Below are 19,208 nucleotides of genomic sequence, written 5' to 3'. Positions count from 1 at the left end.
TTTTAAATAAAAATTGATATTTAATCTTCGTTTGAAGGTTTTCCAATTGTGGCAAGAATTCCCCCATCAACATATAAAATATGTCCGTTTACAAAATCACTTGCTTTCGATGATAAAAATATTGCAGCTCCTGCCAAGTCACCTGGATCTCCCCATTTTGCCGCCGGTGTTCTGCTTATAATAAAATCGTTAAACGGATGTCCGTCAACTCTGATTGGTTTTGTTTGTTCCGTTGCAAAATAACCAGGTCCAATTCCGTTAATTTGTACATTATATTTTGCCCATTCTGTTGCCATATTTTTGGTCAACATTTTCAAACCGCCTTTTGCTGCTGCATAAGCCGAAACTGTACTGCGGCCTAATTCGCTCATCATTGAACAAATGTTGATTATTTTACCTTGTCTTCTCTCAATCATTCCTTTTGCAACATGCTTAGAAACTATAAAAGGACTTACCAAATCAATATCAATAACTTCTCTAAAATCAGAAACTTCCATATCTAGTAATGGAATTCTTTTGATGATTCCAGCATTGTTAATCAAAATAGCAATTGGTCCAACTTCACTTTCGATTTTCTTTACAGCTTCTATAACTTCATTCTCATCTGTTACATTAAACCTGTATCCAAAAGCGTTAATACCTTCATTTTTTAGCTCTTTTACAGCTTCATCAATCTTTTGTTGAGACGAATTACCATTAACAACAATTGTTGCACCGGCATTTCCTAATCCCTTTGCCATTGCCATTCCCAGTCCGTGAGTACTTCCTGTAATTAAGGCAACTTTTCCTGTTACATCAAATAGGTTTGTCATGATTTTATCTTAAGTCCGTAATTTTACAAACATCCATATCTCCATAATCTAAATTTTCACCAGCCATTCCCCAGATAAATGTATAGTTGCTGGTTCCTGAACCTGAGTGAATCGACCAAGGCGGAGAAATAACTGCTTGATGATTATTCATCCAAATATGTCTTGTTTCCTGCGGCTGCCCCATAAAATGACAAACAGCTTGATTTTCTGGAATATCTAAATAAAAATATACTTCCATTCTGCGATCGTGTACGTGTGCCGGCATTGTGTTCCAAACACTTCCTGGTCTTAATTCCGTCATACCCATTTGTAATTGGCAGGTTGTTACAACGCTTCCAATAATCATTTGGTTTACAGTACGATGATTAGCCGTTTCCATCGTACCTAATTCTAATTTATTAGCTTCTGCCAAACTTACTTTTACCGTTGGGTAAGTGGTATGAGCCGGCGCAGAGTTAAGGTAAAATTTTGCCGGATTTTTGCTGTCGTTACTTTTAAAAACAACTTCTTTATTCCCGCTTCCGATATACAAAGCATCTTTAAAACCTAACTCATAAGAAGTTCCTTCTACAACTACAGAACCGCTTCCTCCTACATTAATAATTCCAAGTTCTCTTCTTTCTAAAAAATACGGTGCTTTAAGCGGATCGATTGTTTCTAAAGCCAAATCACCTTTTACAGGAACCGCAGAACCTGCAATGTATCTGTCGTAATGAGAGTAAACCAATACAACTTCATCCTCCTGCATTAAATCATCAATTAAGAATTCTTCTCTTAACTGCTGTGTATCATATTTTTTAACAGCTTCAGGGCTTGACGCGTATCTTGAACTATATTTTGTCATAATTTTTATTTTAATGTAATCGATTGCACAAAATTAATTTTTTATATTGAAATAGCATAATTGAAACCAACAATTATTTAACTTGAATTACATTTTTCTTTATAATTCTACCTTTTTCATCCTCGGAACCAGTATATGCATTATCAGCCAAGCCAATAAATAGGAAGCACCGCAGATACAGAACATAATAAAGTAACCTGTTTCTATTTTACCTATTTTAGTATAATAAACAAACATATTCTTCTGTACAAGTAAGGTTAGTAAAATTCCACCAAGCGCTCCAAACATCCCTCCCATTCCTGTAACCGAAGCTGTTGCTTTTTTAGGAAACATATCAGAAACAGTTGTAAAAATGTTTGCACTCCAAGCCTGATGCGCAGAAACTGCAAAACCAATAACCAAAATTGCATACCACATATTTATTGCTCCTAAGTACTGCGAAAACAAAACTGGTAAAACTGCCAAAGCATACAACAGCATACTTGCTTTTCTTGCTTTATAAGCCGGCCAATTATTATTTATCAATTTCAAAGGAAGCCAGCCGCCGCCAATACTTCCAATACTTCCAATCATATATACCAGCGCACAAGGCCATATAATTTCTGTTGCTGTCAGTTTGTATTGTTTCATCAAGAAATCTGGAAGCCAGAACAAATAAAACCACCAAACTGGATCTGTCAATAATTTACCAATTGCAAAAGCCCAAGTCTGGCGAAATGAAAGCAGTTTTAACCAAGAAACTTTTCCTGTATCTTCGACTTCAGCAATTTCTGCTTGATCTGATGTGATATATTCTAACTCAGCTTGAGATAGACGCTTTTGCTTTTGCGGCACTTCATACAAAAGAAACCACAATCCTAACCAAATAAAACCAACAATTCCTGTTAAAATAAACGCCCATTGCCATCCATAATTCTCTGCTATAAAAGGCACTGACAACGGCACAATGATAGCCCCTATATTACTCCCTGAATTAAAAATTCCTGTTGCTAATGCTCTTTCTTTTTGCGGGAACCACTCCGCAGTTGCTTTTATTGCCGCTGGAAAATTTCCTGCTTCTGTAATTCCTAAAAATACTCTAGCGATCAAAAAACCTCCAGTTCCTGTCGCAAAAGCATGTCCAATTGCGGCCAAACTCCATAAACCGGTTGCAATTGCATAACCTAGCTTAGTTCCTAATTTATCAATAATTCCACCTGCAACCAACATCCCTAAAGCATACGCAATTTTAAAAGCCAGCTCTATATTTGAATAATCTATTACCTCCTGTTCTGGTGTCCATTGAAAAGCTTCCGCCAAAAAAGGTCTTAGGTAACTTATTACATTTCTATCCAGATAATTGACAGTTGTAGCAAAAAAAACTAAACTGCAAATAGTCCAACGGTATTTTCCTATTGCTGCATTAGCTTGGTTCATGATTAGCTTGTGGTTTAGGTTGGTTAGTTAGTTTTAAAAAATCTTGGTTAGAGATTTGTAATTGGCCTGTATTTTGGAACAAGCAATTTCATTACCATCCAGCCTATCAAATAACACACCGCACAAATTGAAAAAATAATCATATAGCCTGAATTTATACCATCAACAACCGTCTCTCCTGATTTTGATAATAATTTCAAAAACTCAGCTAAGTTCGCAACACCTCTCTCTTTTAAAAATGCTTTTTCAGTTTCTGGATTTAAAAATTGTGGATATTTTGCTAATAATGACTGCCCGTTTACCAAGCTCCAATTTCGTTGTGTAAAATCAAACAAAACACCTGACCCTTTGTTAATTATAGTCGAACCAACTCCACCTGCTAAACCTCCAATTCCTGTAATAGTTGCAATCGCTTTTTTAGGAAACATATCTCCAACTGTAGTAAAAATATTAGCCGACCAAGATTGATGCGCCGCGCCTGCAATTCCGATAATTACAACTGGAACCCAGTAGCTGATATATCCTAAAGGCTGTGCAATCAAAGCCAATAGAGGAAAGAAGGCAAAAATCAACATTGCTCTCATTCTTCCTTCATAAGGATTCATTCCTTTCTTTTCCACAAAATAAGTTGGAAGCCATCCGCCAATAATTGACAATAATGTAATCATATACAATACAAATAATGGCAATGCTGCTTCTGTAGAATCCATTCCGTAAACAGAGCTTAAATAAGCAGGCGTCCAGAACAAGAAAAACCACCAAACACCATCTGTCATAAATTTACCAAAAGCAAAAGCCCAAGTTTGTTTGTATTTAAAGCAGTCTACAAAAGAAACTTTTGAAGTTGTTTCCGGCACATAACCTTCTAATTTACTATCTGCAATATCATCTTGTTGAATATAAGCTAATTCCTCCGCACTTACTCTTGGGTGTCTTTCTGGTTTATCATACATAAAAACCCAAAATCCCATCCACACAAATCCTAAAGCACCAATGATGATAAAAGACATTTCCCAACCAAATGATTTTGCAATAAATGGAATGGTAATCGGAGCTGCTAAAGCACCTACAGTTGCACCCGCATTAAAAATACTTGTTGAAAATGCACGGTCTTTTTTAGGAAAATATTCTGCTGTAGTTTTAATCGCTGCAGGAAAATTTCCTGCCTCACCAACTGCTAAGACAAAGCGGGCAAAAATAAACAAAGCTACACTCACGTTGATTACCAACGCAGTATCATTTATTGTACTGATTATTTCTTTTGAGCCGTGAAATCCTACGAACCAATTACCAGTTATAATTCCTGAAGTTGCTATACCGCAAAATGCATGCAAACAAGCTCCTACAGACCAAATACCAATTGCCCAAAGGAATCCTTTTTTTGTATCAAGCCAATCTACAAATCGTCCTGCAAACAAAAGAGAAACAGCATAAAATATAGAAAACAATGCTGTAATATTTCCGTAATCATTATTTGTCCAGTGAAATTCAGGAGCTATAAAATCGCTCCATGTTAACGATAGAACTTGACGATCTAAATAGTTAATGGTCGTTGCAAAAAATAGCAGCGCACAGATACTCCAACGATATTTTCCTGAGGATTTGACGGTTTGATTTACGGTAACGGCATCGGTTTGATTCATGGTAACGGCTTATTATAGTTATAAAGTTTTTTGGAAAATCAACACACTATTAAGTAAAATTCGAAAGATCAAAATCAAGAATCCAAAACAAACAAACGAAAATAATGTAATCGATTGCACAAATATAGTTTTAAATCTTTATATTCCAAATAAATTATATAAAAATTTATATTTGTCGCATAAATAAACACATCACTTAAAAAAATGACTACTAAATTAAATATTAAACAATATATTTGTTAATTGCGAACATGCAAAAATAATCTGTTTTCGGCATCAAAATTGTCCGCTGAAAAATAGAATGTTTCAATTTTGGTTTTAATTATTTAAGTTTTGATGAAATTTAACATTCTTAATCTGTCTGTTCTCTTAAAATTAATCCTAAACAACTTTATTTACCGTGAAAAGCACAAAAAAACAATACTTCAAAAAAGCTGCATTTTTTATGATTTTAATACTTGGAAACTTAGCTTCAGCATCGGCACAAAATCAAACTATAAATCTTTGGGAGCAAATTCCTGACGAAATAAAATCTTCTGATTATAAAGAAAAACCAGATTTTAAAAACGGAATTATTCAAAGTACAAGCTTAGTTTCAACACCTACTCTTACAGCGTTTTTTCCCACTGCAAGCAATCCCGATCATACTGCTGTTATTATTCTTCCCGGCGGCGGTTATTCGCATTTGGCGATTGATAAAGAAGGAACCAAAGTAGCAGCTTGGCTCAACAGTTTAGGAATTACAGCTTTTGTACTAAAATATCGTCTTCCGAGCGATTTAATAATGAAAAATAAAAATATAGGCCCGCTCCAAGATGCACAAGAAGCGATGCGTTATGTACGTCAAAATGCTGCTAAATGGAATGTTGATCCGAAAAAAATTGGAATAATGGGTTTTTCTGCAGGCGGTCATTTGGCTTCAACATTATCAACCCACTATGATGACAAAGTATACGAATCCTCTTTTAAAACAAGTGCACGTCCTGATTTTTCGCTTCTTATTTACCCAGTAATTTCAATGGAAAATCAAATAACACACAAAGGCTCACAAACCAATTTATTAGGAAATAATCCTTCACAGGATCTTATAGATACTTTCTCTAATGAAAAAAAAGTTACTCCTCAAACACCGCCAGCTTTCTTAATTCATGCTACAGATGACAAATCAGTACTACCAGAAAACAGCATTAATTATTATTTAGCCCTTAAAAAAAATAATGTTGCAGCGGAGTTACATTTATATGAAAAAGGCGGACATGGTTTTGGATTAGGCGTACAAGACACCAGTAAATATTGGACTAAAGACTGTGCAGAATGGCTTAAAAGCAATGGACTGCTTTAATAAAAAAAGGTTTTTAGATATGATTAACTAAATAACCAAATCTAAAAACCTTAAGAAAATTATACTTTATTGTATTATTGCAAATTTATACAATGCAGTCCACACAAATGAATGTGCTTAATTTTCCTTTAAAAAGTTTCTCCAAAAACAGTTTAATCATAGAAAAATAAAAAAATAATCTTGGTATTTCTATAAGACAAATCTACAGCCGTCTTTTCAGATTTCATTACGGGTTTCCTCATTTTTGTACTATTTTACGTTATTTTTATGTTAACAAATCCTAGAGTATTGTGTCTCAAAATGTTGTATTTAAAAATAAGTGCAATTTCTAAATAAAAATCACGTAATTAACTAAGATACAAGCTGATTTCTTGTCCTAGATTAAGTTACCATTGCCTTTATACTCGTAAATTTGTTATCTAAATAAAAGATTATGAAAACTCTCGAATTCTTGCTTTTGGGCAAAAACGAAGAAATTCTAGCCATTTTGCTTCGTCTTGTAAATGCCGATAAAAATTGGAATGCTATTGCTTTCAATAATGAAAAAGAGGCTCAGCAACACTTTTTAAATCACAAAATCGACATCGTTCTTTTAAGTTCTGGAATCGAAAACCATATCGAGAAAGAATTCACTTCTTTTTGCTTAAAAAAACAACCCGAAGTAGAAGTAATTGAACATTTTGGAGGAGGAAGCGGTTTATTAAAATCTGAAATTCTCCATCGATTACATTTAAAAGGAAAGCTATAAATTTGTATAATTTAAAGCCTCAAAATGGAAAAAACATATTCAGTTGTATTTTATTCTAAATCAATAGTTGAGCCCGTTAAAAAGCTAAAAGACTTTTTACGGAGTAAAATCGAATGGTATAACAGCTGTAATTCTGAAGCGCACATTACGATTTGCGAATTCAAAATTGATGAATCTCAATTGGGTTCAATCAAACAAAAGCTTTCTAAAATTTCTGACACTTTTACGCCTTTTAAAGTATCTTTAGATCATTTTGATTCTTTCCCAAATAGCGGTGCTTTTTTTATTGGCGTAACCAAAGATTCAAAAAATAATCTTGTGCCAATCATGAAAAAAATTCATGAAACACTAAAATCTTTAAATCTTAAGAAAAGTGATAATCCGCATCTATCAATAGGAAGAAGACTAACTCCCGAAAATCTTAAAATTGCTTCTCAACTATTTACAGAAATTGATCTTCAATTTGAATGCAATGAAATTGTTCTTAGAGAATTTGATCCCAAAATAAAACAGTTTTTTGTAATTGATGCTTTTCCTTTTGGAAGTAATCCAGAACCTGAGTTTGTACAGGGAAGTCTTTTTTAATTATTCAGTAATTTTTAATCTTTCCCGAATCACGAGTGTAATTTCTCGTTCCTCGAAATGACATAAAATGCGTGTATGTTTTGCGAACCTTGCGAAAAACCTTGCACTCTTCGCGGTTAAGTTCACGAAACTTATTTTTTGTATATTTGAATTTCGCAATTCATCACAATATGAAATCCCTAGATTCATTTTATCAGGATATTACCGAAGGTTCAAATGTGAATCCTGCTTCGCTGCTGCCAAATGATATTCAAAAAGAGATTGGACATTTTAATATTTTTGATATTAAAGAACTTTTAGAGCGTTTGCAGGGAAAATCCGTTATGCCATATGACAGAAGAGCTTATTATAAAATAAGTTTGATAAAAGGGAATAACAGAGCTGAATATGCCGATAAAATAATCGAAATCGAAAAACAGGGTTTATTATTTGCAACACCCAAAATTCCATACAATTACGTTCCGCAAGACACTAATCAATCAGGACAATTTTGTGTTTTTACCAGCGAATTTCTATCTAAAAACAAAAGCGGAATTGATCTTGACGAACTTCCAATTTTTGCTTCAGACGGTTATCCTATTTTTCAGCTTTCAGATGAAGAAGTTTCAGAAGCGGAATTGATTTTCAATAAAATACAAAAAGAAATCAACTCTGATTATATCTACAAATATGATTTAATCCGAAATTATGTTGCTGAATTGATTCATTTTGGTCAAAAATTACAGCCCATTTCTGCTCTTTATTCTAAACACAATTCTGCTGCGCGAGTTTCGTCATTATTTGCTGAATTATTAGAAAGGCAATTTCCTATAGAATCTCCGCATCAACGATTAGAATTAAGAACTGCAAAAGACTTTGCCGCACGACTATCTGTGCATGTAAATCACTTAAATAAGGTTTTAAAAGAAAACACAGGAAAAACCACAACCGAATTAATCAGTACGCGATTAACAAACGAAGCCAAAATCCTTTTAAAACAAACGGACTGGAATGTTTCTGAAATCGCTTATTCGCTTGGTTTTGAAGAATTAGCTCATTTTTCTAATTTCTTTAAAAAGCAAACTTCTTTAACACCTTTGGCTTTTAGGAGTTAATTGTTTTGTTTCAAGTTTCAGGTTTGGAGTTTAAAAATTAGAAAATTCATTTTTTGATTTGAATTTTGCAAACATCGATTTGATATTTACAATTCTCGAAATCTACCCCGCTCCTATCTTTGCAGTATCAATTTAAAACAAATATAAAAATGGCAATAGAAACAAAAATAGCTCTGGTTACAGGCGGAAGCAGAGGTTTAGGAAAAAACATGGCAATTGCAATTGCAAAAAAAGGAATCGATGTAATTATAACTTACAACAGCAAAAAAGATGAAGCTGACTTAGTTGTAAAAGAAATCGAAAATTTAGGTCAAAAAGCAGCTTCTCTTCAACTAAACGTAGCGGATAGCGCAAGTTTTGATACTTTTTTTAAAGAAGTGCAAACGACTTTTAAAAGCACTTTTAAAACTGAAAAAATTGATTTCTTGGTAAATAATGCGGGAATTGGAATTCACAATTCATTTATTGGCACAACAGAAGCCGAATTTGATCAATTGACCAATATTCAATTTAAAGGTCCATTTTTCTTAACTCAAAAAGCATTGAATGTAATGAACGACGGAGGCGGAATCGTAAATATTTCCACTGGTTTAACACGATTTTCATTTCCAGGTTATGCCGCTTACGCATCTATGAAAGGAGCTGTTGAAACCTTAACTAAGTATCAAGCAAAAGAATTAGGCGAAAGAAAAATTAAAGTAAATGTGGTCGCTCCCGGTGCTATTGAAACCGATTTTGGCGGCGGCGCAGTTCGTGATAATGAGCAATTGAATAAAAATATAGCGAACGTAACAGCTTTAGGAAGAGTTGGGCTTCCAGACGATATTGGCGCAGTAGTTGCTTTTTTATGCACCGAAGAAGCACGCTGGGTAAATGCACAGCGAATTGAGGTTTCCGGCGGTATGAATTTGTAATTTAACTTACAACTTATAAAACTGTTCAGTCTTTTAATTAATCTAAAAACAAAACCCGATAAGCTTTAAAATCTTATCGGGTTTGTCGTTCTAAATATAATTGAATTAGTAAGTAAACATTTTAGTTTTTTTCGATGCTCACATCAAAACCTCCGTTTTTATCAAAAACAAGATCATAAAATTTTCCCTCTTTTTCTACTCCAACTTCATAGGTCGTTATATTTTTATAGTCTACAACTACCGCAATTTCTCTTATTGCTTTTGACTGATAATTTTTCTTCAGATAGTTTTGTGCCTTCAACGGCAATTGGCTTAACGGAATTTGCTGTTCAAATGCTCTCAGTATTCCTAAATTATCATAAACTGCAAGTGCTTTAATATTCTTATCCGTATTAAATTTAGCTTCATATCTAATTTCATCATCATCGTCTCCAACATAATTGAGTGACCAAACTGCTTCTTTATTTGGATATTCTTTTTGAAAAGTAAACAGCACTTTTTCTGGCGGCGTAACAATCTTGTTTTCAGACATTCCATTCTGGGCAATCAATAAACCACTGTACAAAAAGAGCATTACAAGCAAAATATTCTTCATACTTCCTCAGTTTCAAATTAAAAAACCATAATCTAACCGTATTAAAATTACTACTTTTTATTAAACTTTAAACAAAATATTATTAACAATTTTTACTTTTTTAAACGATCTGAAAGTTCTCTCTTATAAGTAATACCTATTGGAAGCTTTTCATTTTTAATCGTAACAAAATCCTTTTCGGTACTGTCAACTTTATCCAAAGCCACAATATAGGATTTGTGTATTCGTATAAAATTCTTTTCCGGCAGGCATTTTTCAAGTTCAGTTGTTGTGATTGAAGCTAAATAAGTTCTCTTTTGAGTATGCAGTTTTACGTAGTTTCCAAAACTTTGCGCAAACAAAAGCTGATCCAATTCTATATCAATAAAATAACCGTCAACTTTTACATTTAGAGTATCAATAACAATCTCTTCTTCTTTTCCTTTTATATTTTCTGTGGAGAAAAAGCGTTCAACAGCTTTTAAAAATCTCGGAAAGTAAATAGGCTTCAGTAAATAATCAATTACTCCATAATCATAACTTTCCAGCGCAAATTCAGAATAAGCCGTTGTTAAAATAGTTTTAGGATGATTCGGAATTATTTTGAGTAATTCCATTCCAGAAATTTCAGGCATATTGATATCTAAAAACATCAGATCGACTTTGTTTTCTCTTAAAAAGTCCATCGCTTCAATGCCGTTATAACCTTGAAAAACCAATTCTAATTGTGGATTCTGCTTAATATAATTCGCCAAAACATAATGTGCTGCCGGCTCATCATCAACAATTATACACTTTTTTGGATCTTTCATTAGACAAACTTTTTCAGCTGCAGTTTCAAATCGACTATATACGTATTCTTTTCTTCCTGAATATCGAGTTTATAGTTTTTTCCATAAATCAAATTCAGCCTTTCGATTGTGTTTTTTAAACCAATTTTGGTTGAAACAACATCAGTTTTCTTCGTTGGAATAGAATTTACTACATGCAGATGAAGATCTCCTTTTTCGACCGTAATAAAAATTCTTACGAAACATTTTTCAATTGCGCAGGTGCCATGTTTAAATGCATTTTCGATAAAAGCAATTAAAAGCATTGGTGATATTTTATAGGCATTCTCGTTATCGATTTTACAATCATAAGTAACATCACAACGATAGCCTACTCGTTCTTTTTCCAGTTGCACATAACTGTTTATAAACTCCAGTTCATCTTCTAAAGATACGCATTGTTTGCTGTTACTTTCTAACTGATAACGCATTAACTGTGAAACCTTCATAATCAAATCCGGCGTTCTGTCTGGAAACTCCAAACTAATTCCGTAAAGCGTATTGAAAGTATTAAACAAAAAATGCGGATTCAATTGTCCTTTTAAAGAGTTCAACTGCATTTGATTAAAAAGCAGCGCTTCGTCTGTTCTTCTTTTATGAATTCTATAAAATTTGAAAACAATAATTGGACTCAAAATACAAACTAATGTTCCCAAAACACTCGCAAGCTGATACACATAACTTCGTTGATGCGAATTTTGATACAAACGACAATTATTAAACATATCTAAAGTTGTAATCTCATACAAAACAATTGAGAAAACGACAACTCCAAAAAGCGTTAATAGTATATAGGTAACTGGTCGACGGGTTTTAAATAATATTGGAAGAAGAAAGAAACGATTAAACTGAGCGTGAAGATAAAGAATCAGGTAGAAAAAAATACCCATTAAAATGGATGCCATAGAACTAAACAACATCCAATCGTTTTTTAACGTATAAATGGTAAAAGAAAAAGCGACGACGGCAATTTCCTGCCACCATTTATTATCCACTATACTATCAAACTTCTCGTTCATTTTTAAAACTTAAATAGGATACAAAGTACGGACAAAATTTTAATTATTATTTCGTAAAAATGACCAATTGAATTTGTCATTTATAATTGCAGTACATCACTTAACCTGACTTTTATCAGTTCAAGGTAAATAAATTTGTTCTATAATTTCACACTTGAGTTTATGTATTTCAAAAAAATTACTTTATTATTTTTCTTGATTTTTGCCTCGATCGGTTACTCTCAAACCTTGTCTTTAAAAGAAGCAATAAAAACAGGGCTTGAAAACTACGGTTCGATTCGAGCAAAAAACAATTACACGAATGCTTCAAAAGAGACTTTAAAACAATCTCGTCGTGATTATCTGCCTAACTTGAATTTATCGGCTCAACAAGATTACGGAACTGTAAATGGGCAAAACGGACCTCTTTATGGTTTTGGCGGACTTGGAGTTGCTTCTTCTGGACTTCCGCTTCCGCAACAAAACTGGAATTCGGCATTTGGAGCACTTTATTTGGTCAACATGAACTGGGATTTTTTCACTTTTGGAAAAACACAGGAAAAAATCAACCTGTCTAAAATTGATGTTCAGGCCAAGGAAAAAGATTTAGAACAGGAAAAATTCCAACAAGAAATCAAAATTTCTGCCGCTTATTTAAATCTATTGGCAAGTCAAAGATTGTTGATTTCTCAGCAAAAGAATTTAAGCCGTGCAGAGGTTTTCAAAAAAACAGCTGTTGCAAGGGTTAAAAACGGATTATTAGCCGGCGTAGATTCAACATTGGCAACTGCCGAAGTTTCGAAAGCTAAAATTGCTTTGAATCTTGCAAAGAATTTCGTGAAAGAACAGAACAATAAATTGGTCGATTTAATGGGCGTTGCTCCTCAGGATTTTGCTGCAGACACGCTTTTTGTAACTCAAATACCAAAAGAACTTGTAAAAGAAAACACTGCAACAGACAGTCTTCATCCTTTATTGCAATTTTATAAAACCAAAATCGATTACAGCAATCAGCAGGTAAAATTGTACAAACGCTTTTATTATCCAACTATGAGTGCTTTTGGTGTTTTGCAAACCAGAGCTTCAGGGTTTGAGAATAGTTATGCAACAGATCAACATGCATTTAGCAGAAATTATTGGGATGGCGTAAATCCGGATCGAAGCAATTATTTAGTTGGAATTGGAATTACATGGAATTTAACTACTCCTTTTAGATCAAGCAAACAAGTGAGCGCTCAAAAATTTGTTTCGCAAGCTTTGCAGGAAGAATACAATCAGGCTGACAGAGAATTGAAATCGCAATTGACTTTTGCTGAAGATAAGATCAAAATTACAATGGATAATTATGCCGAAGCACCTATTCAGGTTGATGCGGCAAAAAGAGCTTACATTCAAAAATCGACTTTATACAAAAATGGTTTAACAGATTTAACAGATTTGACTCAAACAATTTACACTTTAAACCTTGCCGAAATCGATCGCGATATTGTCAACAATAATGTATGGCAGTCGTATTTATTGAAAGTAGCTGCAACAGGCAATTTTGACTTATTTATAAATGAATTTTAATTATAGATCCTAATGAATTTAATACGTTTTGCACTCCGCAAACCCATCTCCATATTAGTATTGGTTGCGGGTCTATTTTTCTTCGGAATTGGTGCCATCAAAGACATTAAGGTAGATATTCTGCCAAAAATGAATTTGCCGGTTATTTATATTGCGCATCCATTTGGAGGCTATACTCCAGATCAAATGGAAGCTTATTTCGCTAAGACTTATGTCAACATTCTGCCTTTTGCCAATGGTGTAAAATCAGTAGAAACCAAAAATATTCAAGGGTTAATGATTATGAAATTAACCTATTATGAAAACACAAATATGGCGCAGGCTGCAGCCGAATTAAGTTCGCTTTCGAACAGGATTCAGGCAGCATTTCCTCCTGGAACACAGCCTCCGTTTATCATTCGTTTTGATGCTTCTTCACTGCCAATTGGTCAATTGGTATTGAGCAGTAAAATCAGATCAAATAACGAATTACAGGATTTAGCCAACGTTTATGTTCGTGCTTCGTTTACTTCGATTCCTGGTTTATTATCGCCGGCACCATTCGGCGGAAGCCCAAGAACAATTGAGGTAAACGTTGATCCAGATCTATTGCGTTCGCACAATATGACACCTGATCAAATTGTAGAAGCTATTCGTGTAAACAATCAAACAGCTCCTTCTGGAAACGTGAGAATAGGTGATAAAAACTATATTACACCAACTAACAATACGATTAAAGAAGTTAAAGATTTTGAAAACATTCCGTTATTTAAAGGAAGTGTTCAAAACTTAAAATTAGGCGATGTTGCAACCGTAAAAGACGGTGCCGATATTACGCAAGGTTATGCATTAGTAAACGGAAAACGTTCGGTTTATATTAGTATTGCAAAAGCGGGAGATGCTTCGACTTGGGATGTGGTTCAGAAATTAAAAGCCGAACTTCCAAAGATTCAAAGTACATTACCCGAAGATGTAAAATTATCTTATGAATTTGACCAATCTGTTTATGTAATTAATTCCGTTAAAAGTTTAATTACCGAAGGGATTATTGGAGCTGTTTTAACTGGTTTAATGGTTTTATTATTCCTTGGAGATAAACGTGCCGCATTAATTGTAATCTTAACCATTCCTATTTCGATTATTTCGGGAGTTTTATTCTTGAAACTATTCGGACAGACTATCAACTTAATGTCTTTAAGCGGATTGGCGCTGGCAATTGGAATTTTGGTGGATGAAAGTACGGTTACAATCGAAAATATTCACCAGCATCTCGATATGGGAAAACCAAAAGCACTTGCTATTTGGGACGCCTGTCAAGAAATTGCATTACCAAAATTATTGATCTTGCTTTGTATTCTTGCCGTTTTTGCACCAGCATTTACAATGGTTGGAATTCCGGGAGCTTTATTTTTGCCTTTGGCTTTAGCCATTGGATTCTCGATGGTAATTTCATTTTTGCTTTCGCAGACATTTGTGCCCGTAATGGCAAACTGGTTAATGAAGGCACATCCAAAACATGAGCACACGCCAGAAATCACAGACGATGAAGCCGAATTTAATGCTTGCGGTTTAACACCAGAATCTGAAAAAGACTTAATCAGCCAGAAAAAAGTAATGGTTGAAAGAGAAGATACCAATCAAGACGGAAAAATAAGTGCTTTTGAGCGTTTCAGAGTTCGCTTTATGAGAACTCTAGATCGATTGTTTGTTCATAAAAAAGCAACGAGTATTGTCTATTTGGTTTCTGCAACAGTTTTAGCTATTGTGTTACTTACTTTTATCGGAAAAGATGTTTTTCCAAAAGTAAATTCAAGTCAGTTTCAATTAAGACTTCGTGCTCCTGACGGAACGCGTTTGGAACGAACAGAGGAACAAGCCGTAATTGTTTTAAAAGAATTGAAAAAAATGGTTGGACCAGAGCATATCGGAATTTCTTCTGTGTATGTAGGACAACACCCGTCTTTATTCTCTATCAATCCAATTTATTTATTCATGGCAGGCTCGCATGAAGCCGTTTTTCAGGTAAGTTTAAAGGATTATCACGTTGATATGGATGATTTTAAAGATGACTTTAGAGCACGACTTAAAAAAGTACTGCCAGACACTAAAGTTTCTTTTGAGCCAATCGAGTTAACGGATAAAGTATTAAGCCAAGGTTCTCCTACTCCAATTGAAATTAGAATTGCAGGAAAAGACAAAAAACGAAATGAATTATACGCCAATCAAATTGTCGATAAACTAAAAGCGATTTCGTATTTCAGAGACGTTCAAATTGGTCAGCCTATTCATTATCCAGCAATGAACATTGATATTGACAGAACCCGTGCTGCTGAACTTGGAGTAGATATGAATGATATTTCGCGTTCGCTTGTGGCTTCGACTTCATCATCTCGATATACCGAAAAAAATATGTGGGTTGATGAAAGAGCCGGATTATCATACAACGTTCAGGTTCAAGTACCATTGAATCAAATGAAAAGCAAAACGGATATGGGAGAAATTCCGTTATTAAAAAATTCGCTTCGTCCTGTTTTGAGCGACGTTGCAAAAATTACACCTGGCTTTGTAAGCGGTGAAAATGACAATTTAGGGGCAATGCCATACATTACAGTTACAGCAAACATCAATCAAACCGATTTGGGGACGGCAGCGAAAGATGTTTCTGTAACAATTAAATCTTTAGGAGAACTTCCTCGTGGTTTGTTCATTAATCCTATTGGTTTAAGTAAAGTACTGGAGGAAACATTAAGCAGTTTGCAAGTAGGATTATTGGTTGCCATTTTTGTAATCTTCTTAATGTTAGCCGCTAATTTCCAGTCATTCAAAGTTTCGCTGGTAATTTTAACAACAGTTCCTGCGGTAGTTTTAGGAGCTTTAATCATGCTGACATTAACAGGCTCAACTTTAAATTTACAGTCTTATATGGGAATTATTATGTCTGTCGGAGTTTCGATTGCAAATGCTGTTTTATTAGTTACCAATGCAGAGCAATTGCGAAAAATAAACGGCAACGCATTAGAATCAGCGCGTGAAGCCGCAGCACTGCGTCTTCGTCCAATTATTATGACATCCGTTGCAATGATTGCAGGAATGTTACCAATGGCAATTGGTCATGGCGAGGGAGGCGATCAAGTTTCTCCGTTAGGACGTGCAGTTATTGGCGGTTTATTATTTTCGACTTTTGCCGTACTATTAATTCTGCCGCAAATATTTGCCTGGGCACAAGAAAAAGCATCAACACAATCTGTTTCTTTAGATCCTGAAGACGAAGAAAGTATCCATTATATCTCATCCTTAAATAAGCCGAAAGCTGGAAAGTCATAAAGCCGAAAGTCCCACGTGGTGAAAATACCTCGGACACTTTTATCCTTTCTGCCTATTTATTAAATAAGACATTACATCATCTTTTATACAAAATCATAAAATGAAGACTAAAATATTACAACCAACCGCGCTGTTTTTTGCAGCATTATTTTTCCTGAACAGCTGTAATTCAAAAAAAGAAGAAACCGCTGCGGCAGAAATCGAACCTAAAACAGAGACGTTTCTTTTAGAAAAAGAAAAGCTAACTACTGAACTGCGCTTACCTGCTGAATTAACAGGTTTCCAGCAAGTAGATTTATACGCAAAAGTGAGCAGTTTTGTAAAAACATTAAAAGTTGATATTGGTTCTAAAGTAAAAAAAGGGCAGCTTTTAATTGTACTTGAAGCGCCAGAAATCAGTTCGCAATTGGCTGCGGCCGAATCGAGATTAAAATCGATGGAAGCGATTTATGCTACGAGCAAAAGCACTTACAATCGTTTGTACGAAACAAGCAAAGTGGAAGGAACGATTTCTAAAAACGATCTTGAAATGGCAAGCGGAAAAAAGAACTCTGATTATGCACAATTACAAGCGGCAATTGCGGCGCATAAAGAAGTCGCAATTATGAGAGGTTATCTTGAAATTCGTGCTCCTTTTGATGGTGTTGTAGCAGCTAGAAATGTCAATTTAGGAACATTTGTCGGACCAGCAGGAAAAGGTTCAGATTTACCGTTATTAACGATTCAGGAACAAAGTAAATTGCGTTTGGCAGTTTCTGTTCCGGAATTGTATACAGGATATTTACATAATGGTGAAGAAATGAGTTTTAATGTAAAGTCTCTGCCTGATACTTTTACCGCTAAAATTACAAGAATGTCTGGCGCTTTAGATATAAAATTACGTTCTGAACGTGTAGAAATGGACGTTCACAACACAAAAGGAAATTTATTACCGGGAATGGTTGCCGAAGTTTTGCTGCCGTTGAATGCAAAAGACAGCACATTTGTAGTTCCAAAATCAGCAGTGGTAAATGCTGCCGAAGGAGTTTTTGTAATCAAAGTCCTTAATCGTAAAGCGACAAGAGTTAACGTAAAAAAAGGAAGAGAAATTGACGATAAAATAGAAATATTTGGCGATTTGAATCCAAAAGATAAACTGGTAAAAATTGCCAGCGAAGAAACTAAAGAAGGAGATGCTATAAACGAATAACCTGCGTTTTAGTCTTTAATTTTAGTGATTGCTAAAAACTGTACGCATTCTTAGGAATGCAAATTTAAAAATTTGCATAAAAAGGGCAGTTCTTCTTTTTTGGAGGAACTGTTCTTTTTTATTTTAATAATCAGGTATAAATACTTGTATATTTATTTTGACTAATTGATAATTTTGATAACTAAAGGATTAATTCCTATAAATATTATGGTTTTCCATAAAATCTTTATTAACCAAAATATTAAATTTGAAAAAATATAACCAAAAATAAAATAATAAAATGTCAAAAATGTTTTTCAATAGGTTACACCTTATTATTAGTGATAACCGCCCAAAGCAGCCATTTATTGTTGATGGAATAAAGAGCGCAGCTTCCGAGGGATTTAATAATTATTCATACAAAATAGTTGAAGTAGAAGTTAAAGGTCCTTACATAAAAGGCTATCTTGTAAAATACGATCCTTATGGGAGAGGTGAGGTTTTAGATGAATCAACTGGTACTGTAAAAAAAGGAGGAATGGTTAATAATATAGTTGCAAAATCTCTTTTTGTGGTTAATACAGATGAAATGGTTATTGCTTTTGAAGAAGTTAAAAACGTAATTTCTAAAACTATGTTTGTTAGAATTTTTACAAACCTCTTTAAGAATAATCATAAAGGACAGATCTTTGATTTTTTTATATCCAGCATCAGTGAAAAATATTCTTTTATTGAGAAAGCAAAAAAACTTACCAATATTAAAAGAGTCGCTATAAGATTAGTTCCTTCAAATCCTAATAATGCAGATTTATGGAGAGCAACAGATGAAAGAATGCAAAAAAATGGAATAACTAGATATAAAGAAATTCAGGAATCTTCAAATGATTCTGGTATTTCACTTGATGATGAAACAATTGCCAAAATGGCAATGTCTGAAGATGGATATGGTTTTGCTGAAGCTAGTGGATCTGATCAATATGGAGAACTTATAACAATTAGTACTGCTAAAAAAAATCAAGATATTACTCACATGTTGCCAAATTCTATTGAAAAAAGTGGATTTGATAATATTATAAAATATTTATCTAGTACTTTTGATAAAATTAAGAAAAGAACAAATCATCAAGAATGAGACGTGTAAAATCATTTATATACTGTTGGGATTTTGGAATTGCATTTTTTGCAACTCTGATAACATATTATTTTCTTCCCGATTATATAAATATGAAATTTACGTTGTCATTTTATAATGTTGCAATGACTGTTTTGTCAATAATTTTTTCGTTATTTTTTACAGCAATGGCTATCATAATGTCCTCTTCAGATAATGATTTTATTGAATTTCTTGAAGAGACCAAAACCTTTACT

At 33.9% G+C, this 19,208-nt stretch carries 16 protein-coding genes; 9 read left to right on the top strand and 7 right to left on the bottom strand.

What is annotated here, in order from left to right; translation table 11 throughout:
* Positions 1 to 20: 20 nt before the first annotated feature.
* From BOW57_RS17015 to BOW57_RS17000, 4 genes are all read right to left on the bottom strand, one after another.
* Positions 21 to 812 (bottom strand): gluconate 5-dehydrogenase, encoded by a 792-nt coding sequence (locus BOW57_RS17015; RefSeq protein WP_129055962.1) that lies wholly within the window; start codon positions 810 to 812, stop codon positions 21 to 23.
* Between the two features lie 4 nt (positions 813 to 816).
* The gene (gene kduI / locus BOW57_RS17010) at positions 817 to 1,656 is read right to left on the bottom strand and encodes a 5-dehydro-4-deoxy-D-glucuronate isomerase (protein ID WP_129055960.1); all 840 of its coding nucleotides are present in this window, start codon (positions 1,654 to 1,656) and stop codon (positions 817 to 819) included.
* A gap of 99 nt (positions 1,657 to 1,755) precedes the next feature.
* Positions 1,756 to 3,072, bottom strand: a complete 1,317-nt coding sequence (locus BOW57_RS17005; protein ID WP_129055958.1) for an MFS transporter — start codon at positions 3,070 to 3,072, stop codon at positions 1,756 to 1,758.
* 47 nt (positions 3,073 to 3,119) lie between these two features.
* Positions 3,120 to 4,715 (bottom strand): MFS transporter, encoded by a 1,596-nt coding sequence (locus tag BOW57_RS17000; RefSeq protein WP_129055956.1) that lies wholly within the window; start codon positions 4,713 to 4,715, stop codon positions 3,120 to 3,122.
* Between the two features lie 445 nt (positions 4,716 to 5,160).
* Between BOW57_RS17000 and BOW57_RS16995 the strand changes: the two genes are divergently transcribed.
* From BOW57_RS16995 to BOW57_RS16975, 5 genes are all read left to right on the top strand, one after another.
* The gene (locus BOW57_RS16995) at positions 5,161 to 6,057 is read left to right on the top strand and encodes an alpha/beta hydrolase (RefSeq protein ID WP_129055954.1); all 897 of its coding nucleotides are present in this window, start codon (positions 5,161 to 5,163) and stop codon (positions 6,055 to 6,057) included.
* 433 nt (positions 6,058 to 6,490) lie between these two features.
* Positions 6,491 to 6,805: a hypothetical protein gene (locus BOW57_RS16990; RefSeq protein WP_129055952.1), complete on the top strand. Its 315-nt coding sequence runs from the start codon at positions 6,491 to 6,493 to the stop codon at positions 6,803 to 6,805.
* A gap of 24 nt (positions 6,806 to 6,829) precedes the next feature.
* The gene (locus BOW57_RS16985; RefSeq protein ID WP_129055950.1) at positions 6,830 to 7,390 is read left to right on the top strand and encodes a 2'-5' RNA ligase family protein; all 561 of its coding nucleotides are present in this window, start codon (positions 6,830 to 6,832) and stop codon (positions 7,388 to 7,390) included.
* Positions 7,391 to 7,560: 170 nt separating this feature from the next.
* On the top strand, positions 7,561 to 8,484 hold the full coding sequence (locus BOW57_RS16980) for an AraC family transcriptional regulator (protein ID WP_129055948.1): 924 nt from the start codon (positions 7,561 to 7,563) through the stop codon (positions 8,482 to 8,484).
* A gap of 149 nt (positions 8,485 to 8,633) precedes the next feature.
* Positions 8,634 to 9,398, top strand: a complete 765-nt coding sequence (locus BOW57_RS16975; protein ID WP_129055945.1) for an SDR family oxidoreductase — start codon at positions 8,634 to 8,636, stop codon at positions 9,396 to 9,398.
* Positions 9,399 to 9,519: 121 nt separating this feature from the next.
* Here the strand turns inward: BOW57_RS16975 and BOW57_RS16970 are convergent, their stop codons facing one another.
* The 3 genes from BOW57_RS16970 to BOW57_RS16960 form a co-directional block, all read right to left on the bottom strand.
* Positions 9,520 to 9,993, bottom strand: a complete 474-nt coding sequence (locus BOW57_RS16970; protein WP_129055943.1) for a PepSY-like domain-containing protein — start codon at positions 9,991 to 9,993, stop codon at positions 9,520 to 9,522.
* A gap of 92 nt (positions 9,994 to 10,085) precedes the next feature.
* Positions 10,086 to 10,784 (bottom strand): LytTR family DNA-binding domain-containing protein, encoded by a 699-nt coding sequence (locus tag BOW57_RS16965; RefSeq protein WP_129055941.1) that lies wholly within the window; start codon positions 10,782 to 10,784, stop codon positions 10,086 to 10,088.
* Positions 10,784 to 11,821, bottom strand: coding sequence for a sensor histidine kinase (locus BOW57_RS16960; protein WP_089054061.1), 1,038 nt, complete (start codon positions 11,819 to 11,821; stop codon positions 10,784 to 10,786). Before BOW57_RS16960 ends, BOW57_RS16965 begins: the two co-directional genes overlap by 1 nt.
* A 162-nt stretch (positions 11,822 to 11,983) precedes the next feature.
* Here BOW57_RS16960 and BOW57_RS16955 point away from each other — a divergent pair, with 162 nt between their 5' ends.
* The 4 genes from BOW57_RS16955 (at position 11,984) to BOW57_RS16940 (ending at position 18,972) form a co-directional block, all read left to right on the top strand.
* Positions 11,984 to 13,369, top strand: a complete 1,386-nt coding sequence (locus BOW57_RS16955) for a TolC family protein (RefSeq protein WP_129055939.1) — start codon at positions 11,984 to 11,986, stop codon at positions 13,367 to 13,369.
* A gap of 12 nt (positions 13,370 to 13,381) precedes the next feature.
* A complete protein-coding gene (locus tag BOW57_RS16950; RefSeq protein WP_129055937.1) occupies positions 13,382 to 16,672 on the top strand; it encodes an efflux RND transporter permease subunit in 3,291 nt (1,096 codons plus the stop codon).
* Positions 16,673 to 16,772: 100 nt separating this feature from the next.
* Positions 16,773 to 17,861, top strand: a complete 1,089-nt coding sequence (locus BOW57_RS16945; protein ID WP_129055935.1) for an efflux RND transporter periplasmic adaptor subunit — start codon at positions 16,773 to 16,775, stop codon at positions 17,859 to 17,861.
* 280 nt (positions 17,862 to 18,141) lie between these two features.
* Complete coding sequence (locus BOW57_RS16940; RefSeq protein ID WP_129055932.1) at positions 18,142 to 18,972, top strand: DUF4747 family protein; 831 nt, start codon at positions 18,142 to 18,144, stop codon at positions 18,970 to 18,972.
* Positions 18,973 to 19,208 lie beyond the last annotated feature (236 nt).

It is taken from the genome of Flavobacterium sp. YO64 (assembly GCF_004119505.1).
Taxonomy (GTDB): domain Bacteria; phylum Bacteroidota; class Bacteroidia; order Flavobacteriales; family Flavobacteriaceae; genus Flavobacterium; species Flavobacterium oncorhynchi.
This window is presented reverse-complemented; position numbering and strand designations above follow the sequence as displayed.

Bases quoted from the DNA above. Each gene is read 5' to 3' on its own strand.
- BOW57_RS17015 (WP_129055962.1), bottom strand. From the start codon at position 812: ATGACAAACCTATTTGATGTAACAGGAAAAGTTGCCTTAATTACAGGA.
- kduI (WP_129055960.1), bottom strand. From the start codon at position 1,656: ATGACAAAATATAGTTCAAGATACGCGTCAAGCCCTGAAGCTGTTAAA.
- BOW57_RS16975 (WP_129055945.1), top strand. From the start codon at position 8,634: ATGGCAATAGAAACAAAAATAGCTCTGGTTACAGGCGGAAGCAGAGGT.
- BOW57_RS16995 (WP_129055954.1), top strand. From the start codon at position 5,161: ATGATTTTAATACTTGGAAACTTAGCTTCAGCATCGGCACAAAATCAA.
- BOW57_RS16955 (WP_129055939.1), top strand. From the start codon at position 11,984: ATGTATTTCAAAAAAATTACTTTATTATTTTTCTTGATTTTTGCCTCG.
- BOW57_RS17000 (WP_129055956.1), bottom strand. From the start codon at position 4,715: ATGAATCAAACCGATGCCGTTACCGTAAATCAAACCGTCAAATCCTCA.
- BOW57_RS16950 (WP_129055937.1), top strand. From the start codon at position 13,382: ATGAATTTAATACGTTTTGCACTCCGCAAACCCATCTCCATATTAGTA.
- BOW57_RS16940 (WP_129055932.1), top strand. From the start codon at position 18,142: ATGTCAAAAATGTTTTTCAATAGGTTACACCTTATTATTAGTGATAAC.
- BOW57_RS16970 (WP_129055943.1), bottom strand. From the start codon at position 9,993: ATGAAGAATATTTTGCTTGTAATGCTCTTTTTGTACAGTGGTTTATTG.
- BOW57_RS16945 (WP_129055935.1), top strand. From the start codon at position 16,773: ATGAAGACTAAAATATTACAACCAACCGCGCTGTTTTTTGCAGCATTA.
- BOW57_RS16960 (WP_089054061.1), bottom strand. From the start codon at position 11,821: ATGAACGAGAAGTTTGATAGTATAGTGGATAATAAATGGTGGCAGGAA.
- BOW57_RS17005 (WP_129055958.1), bottom strand. From the start codon at position 3,072: ATGAACCAAGCTAATGCAGCAATAGGAAAATACCGTTGGACTATTTGC.
- BOW57_RS16990 (WP_129055952.1), top strand. From the start codon at position 6,491: ATGAAAACTCTCGAATTCTTGCTTTTGGGCAAAAACGAAGAAATTCTA.
- BOW57_RS16980 (WP_129055948.1), top strand. From the start codon at position 7,561: ATGAAATCCCTAGATTCATTTTATCAGGATATTACCGAAGGTTCAAAT.
- BOW57_RS16985 (WP_129055950.1), top strand. From the start codon at position 6,830: ATGGAAAAAACATATTCAGTTGTATTTTATTCTAAATCAATAGTTGAG.
- BOW57_RS16965 (WP_129055941.1), bottom strand. From the start codon at position 10,784: ATGAAAGATCCAAAAAAGTGTATAATTGTTGATGATGAGCCGGCAGCA.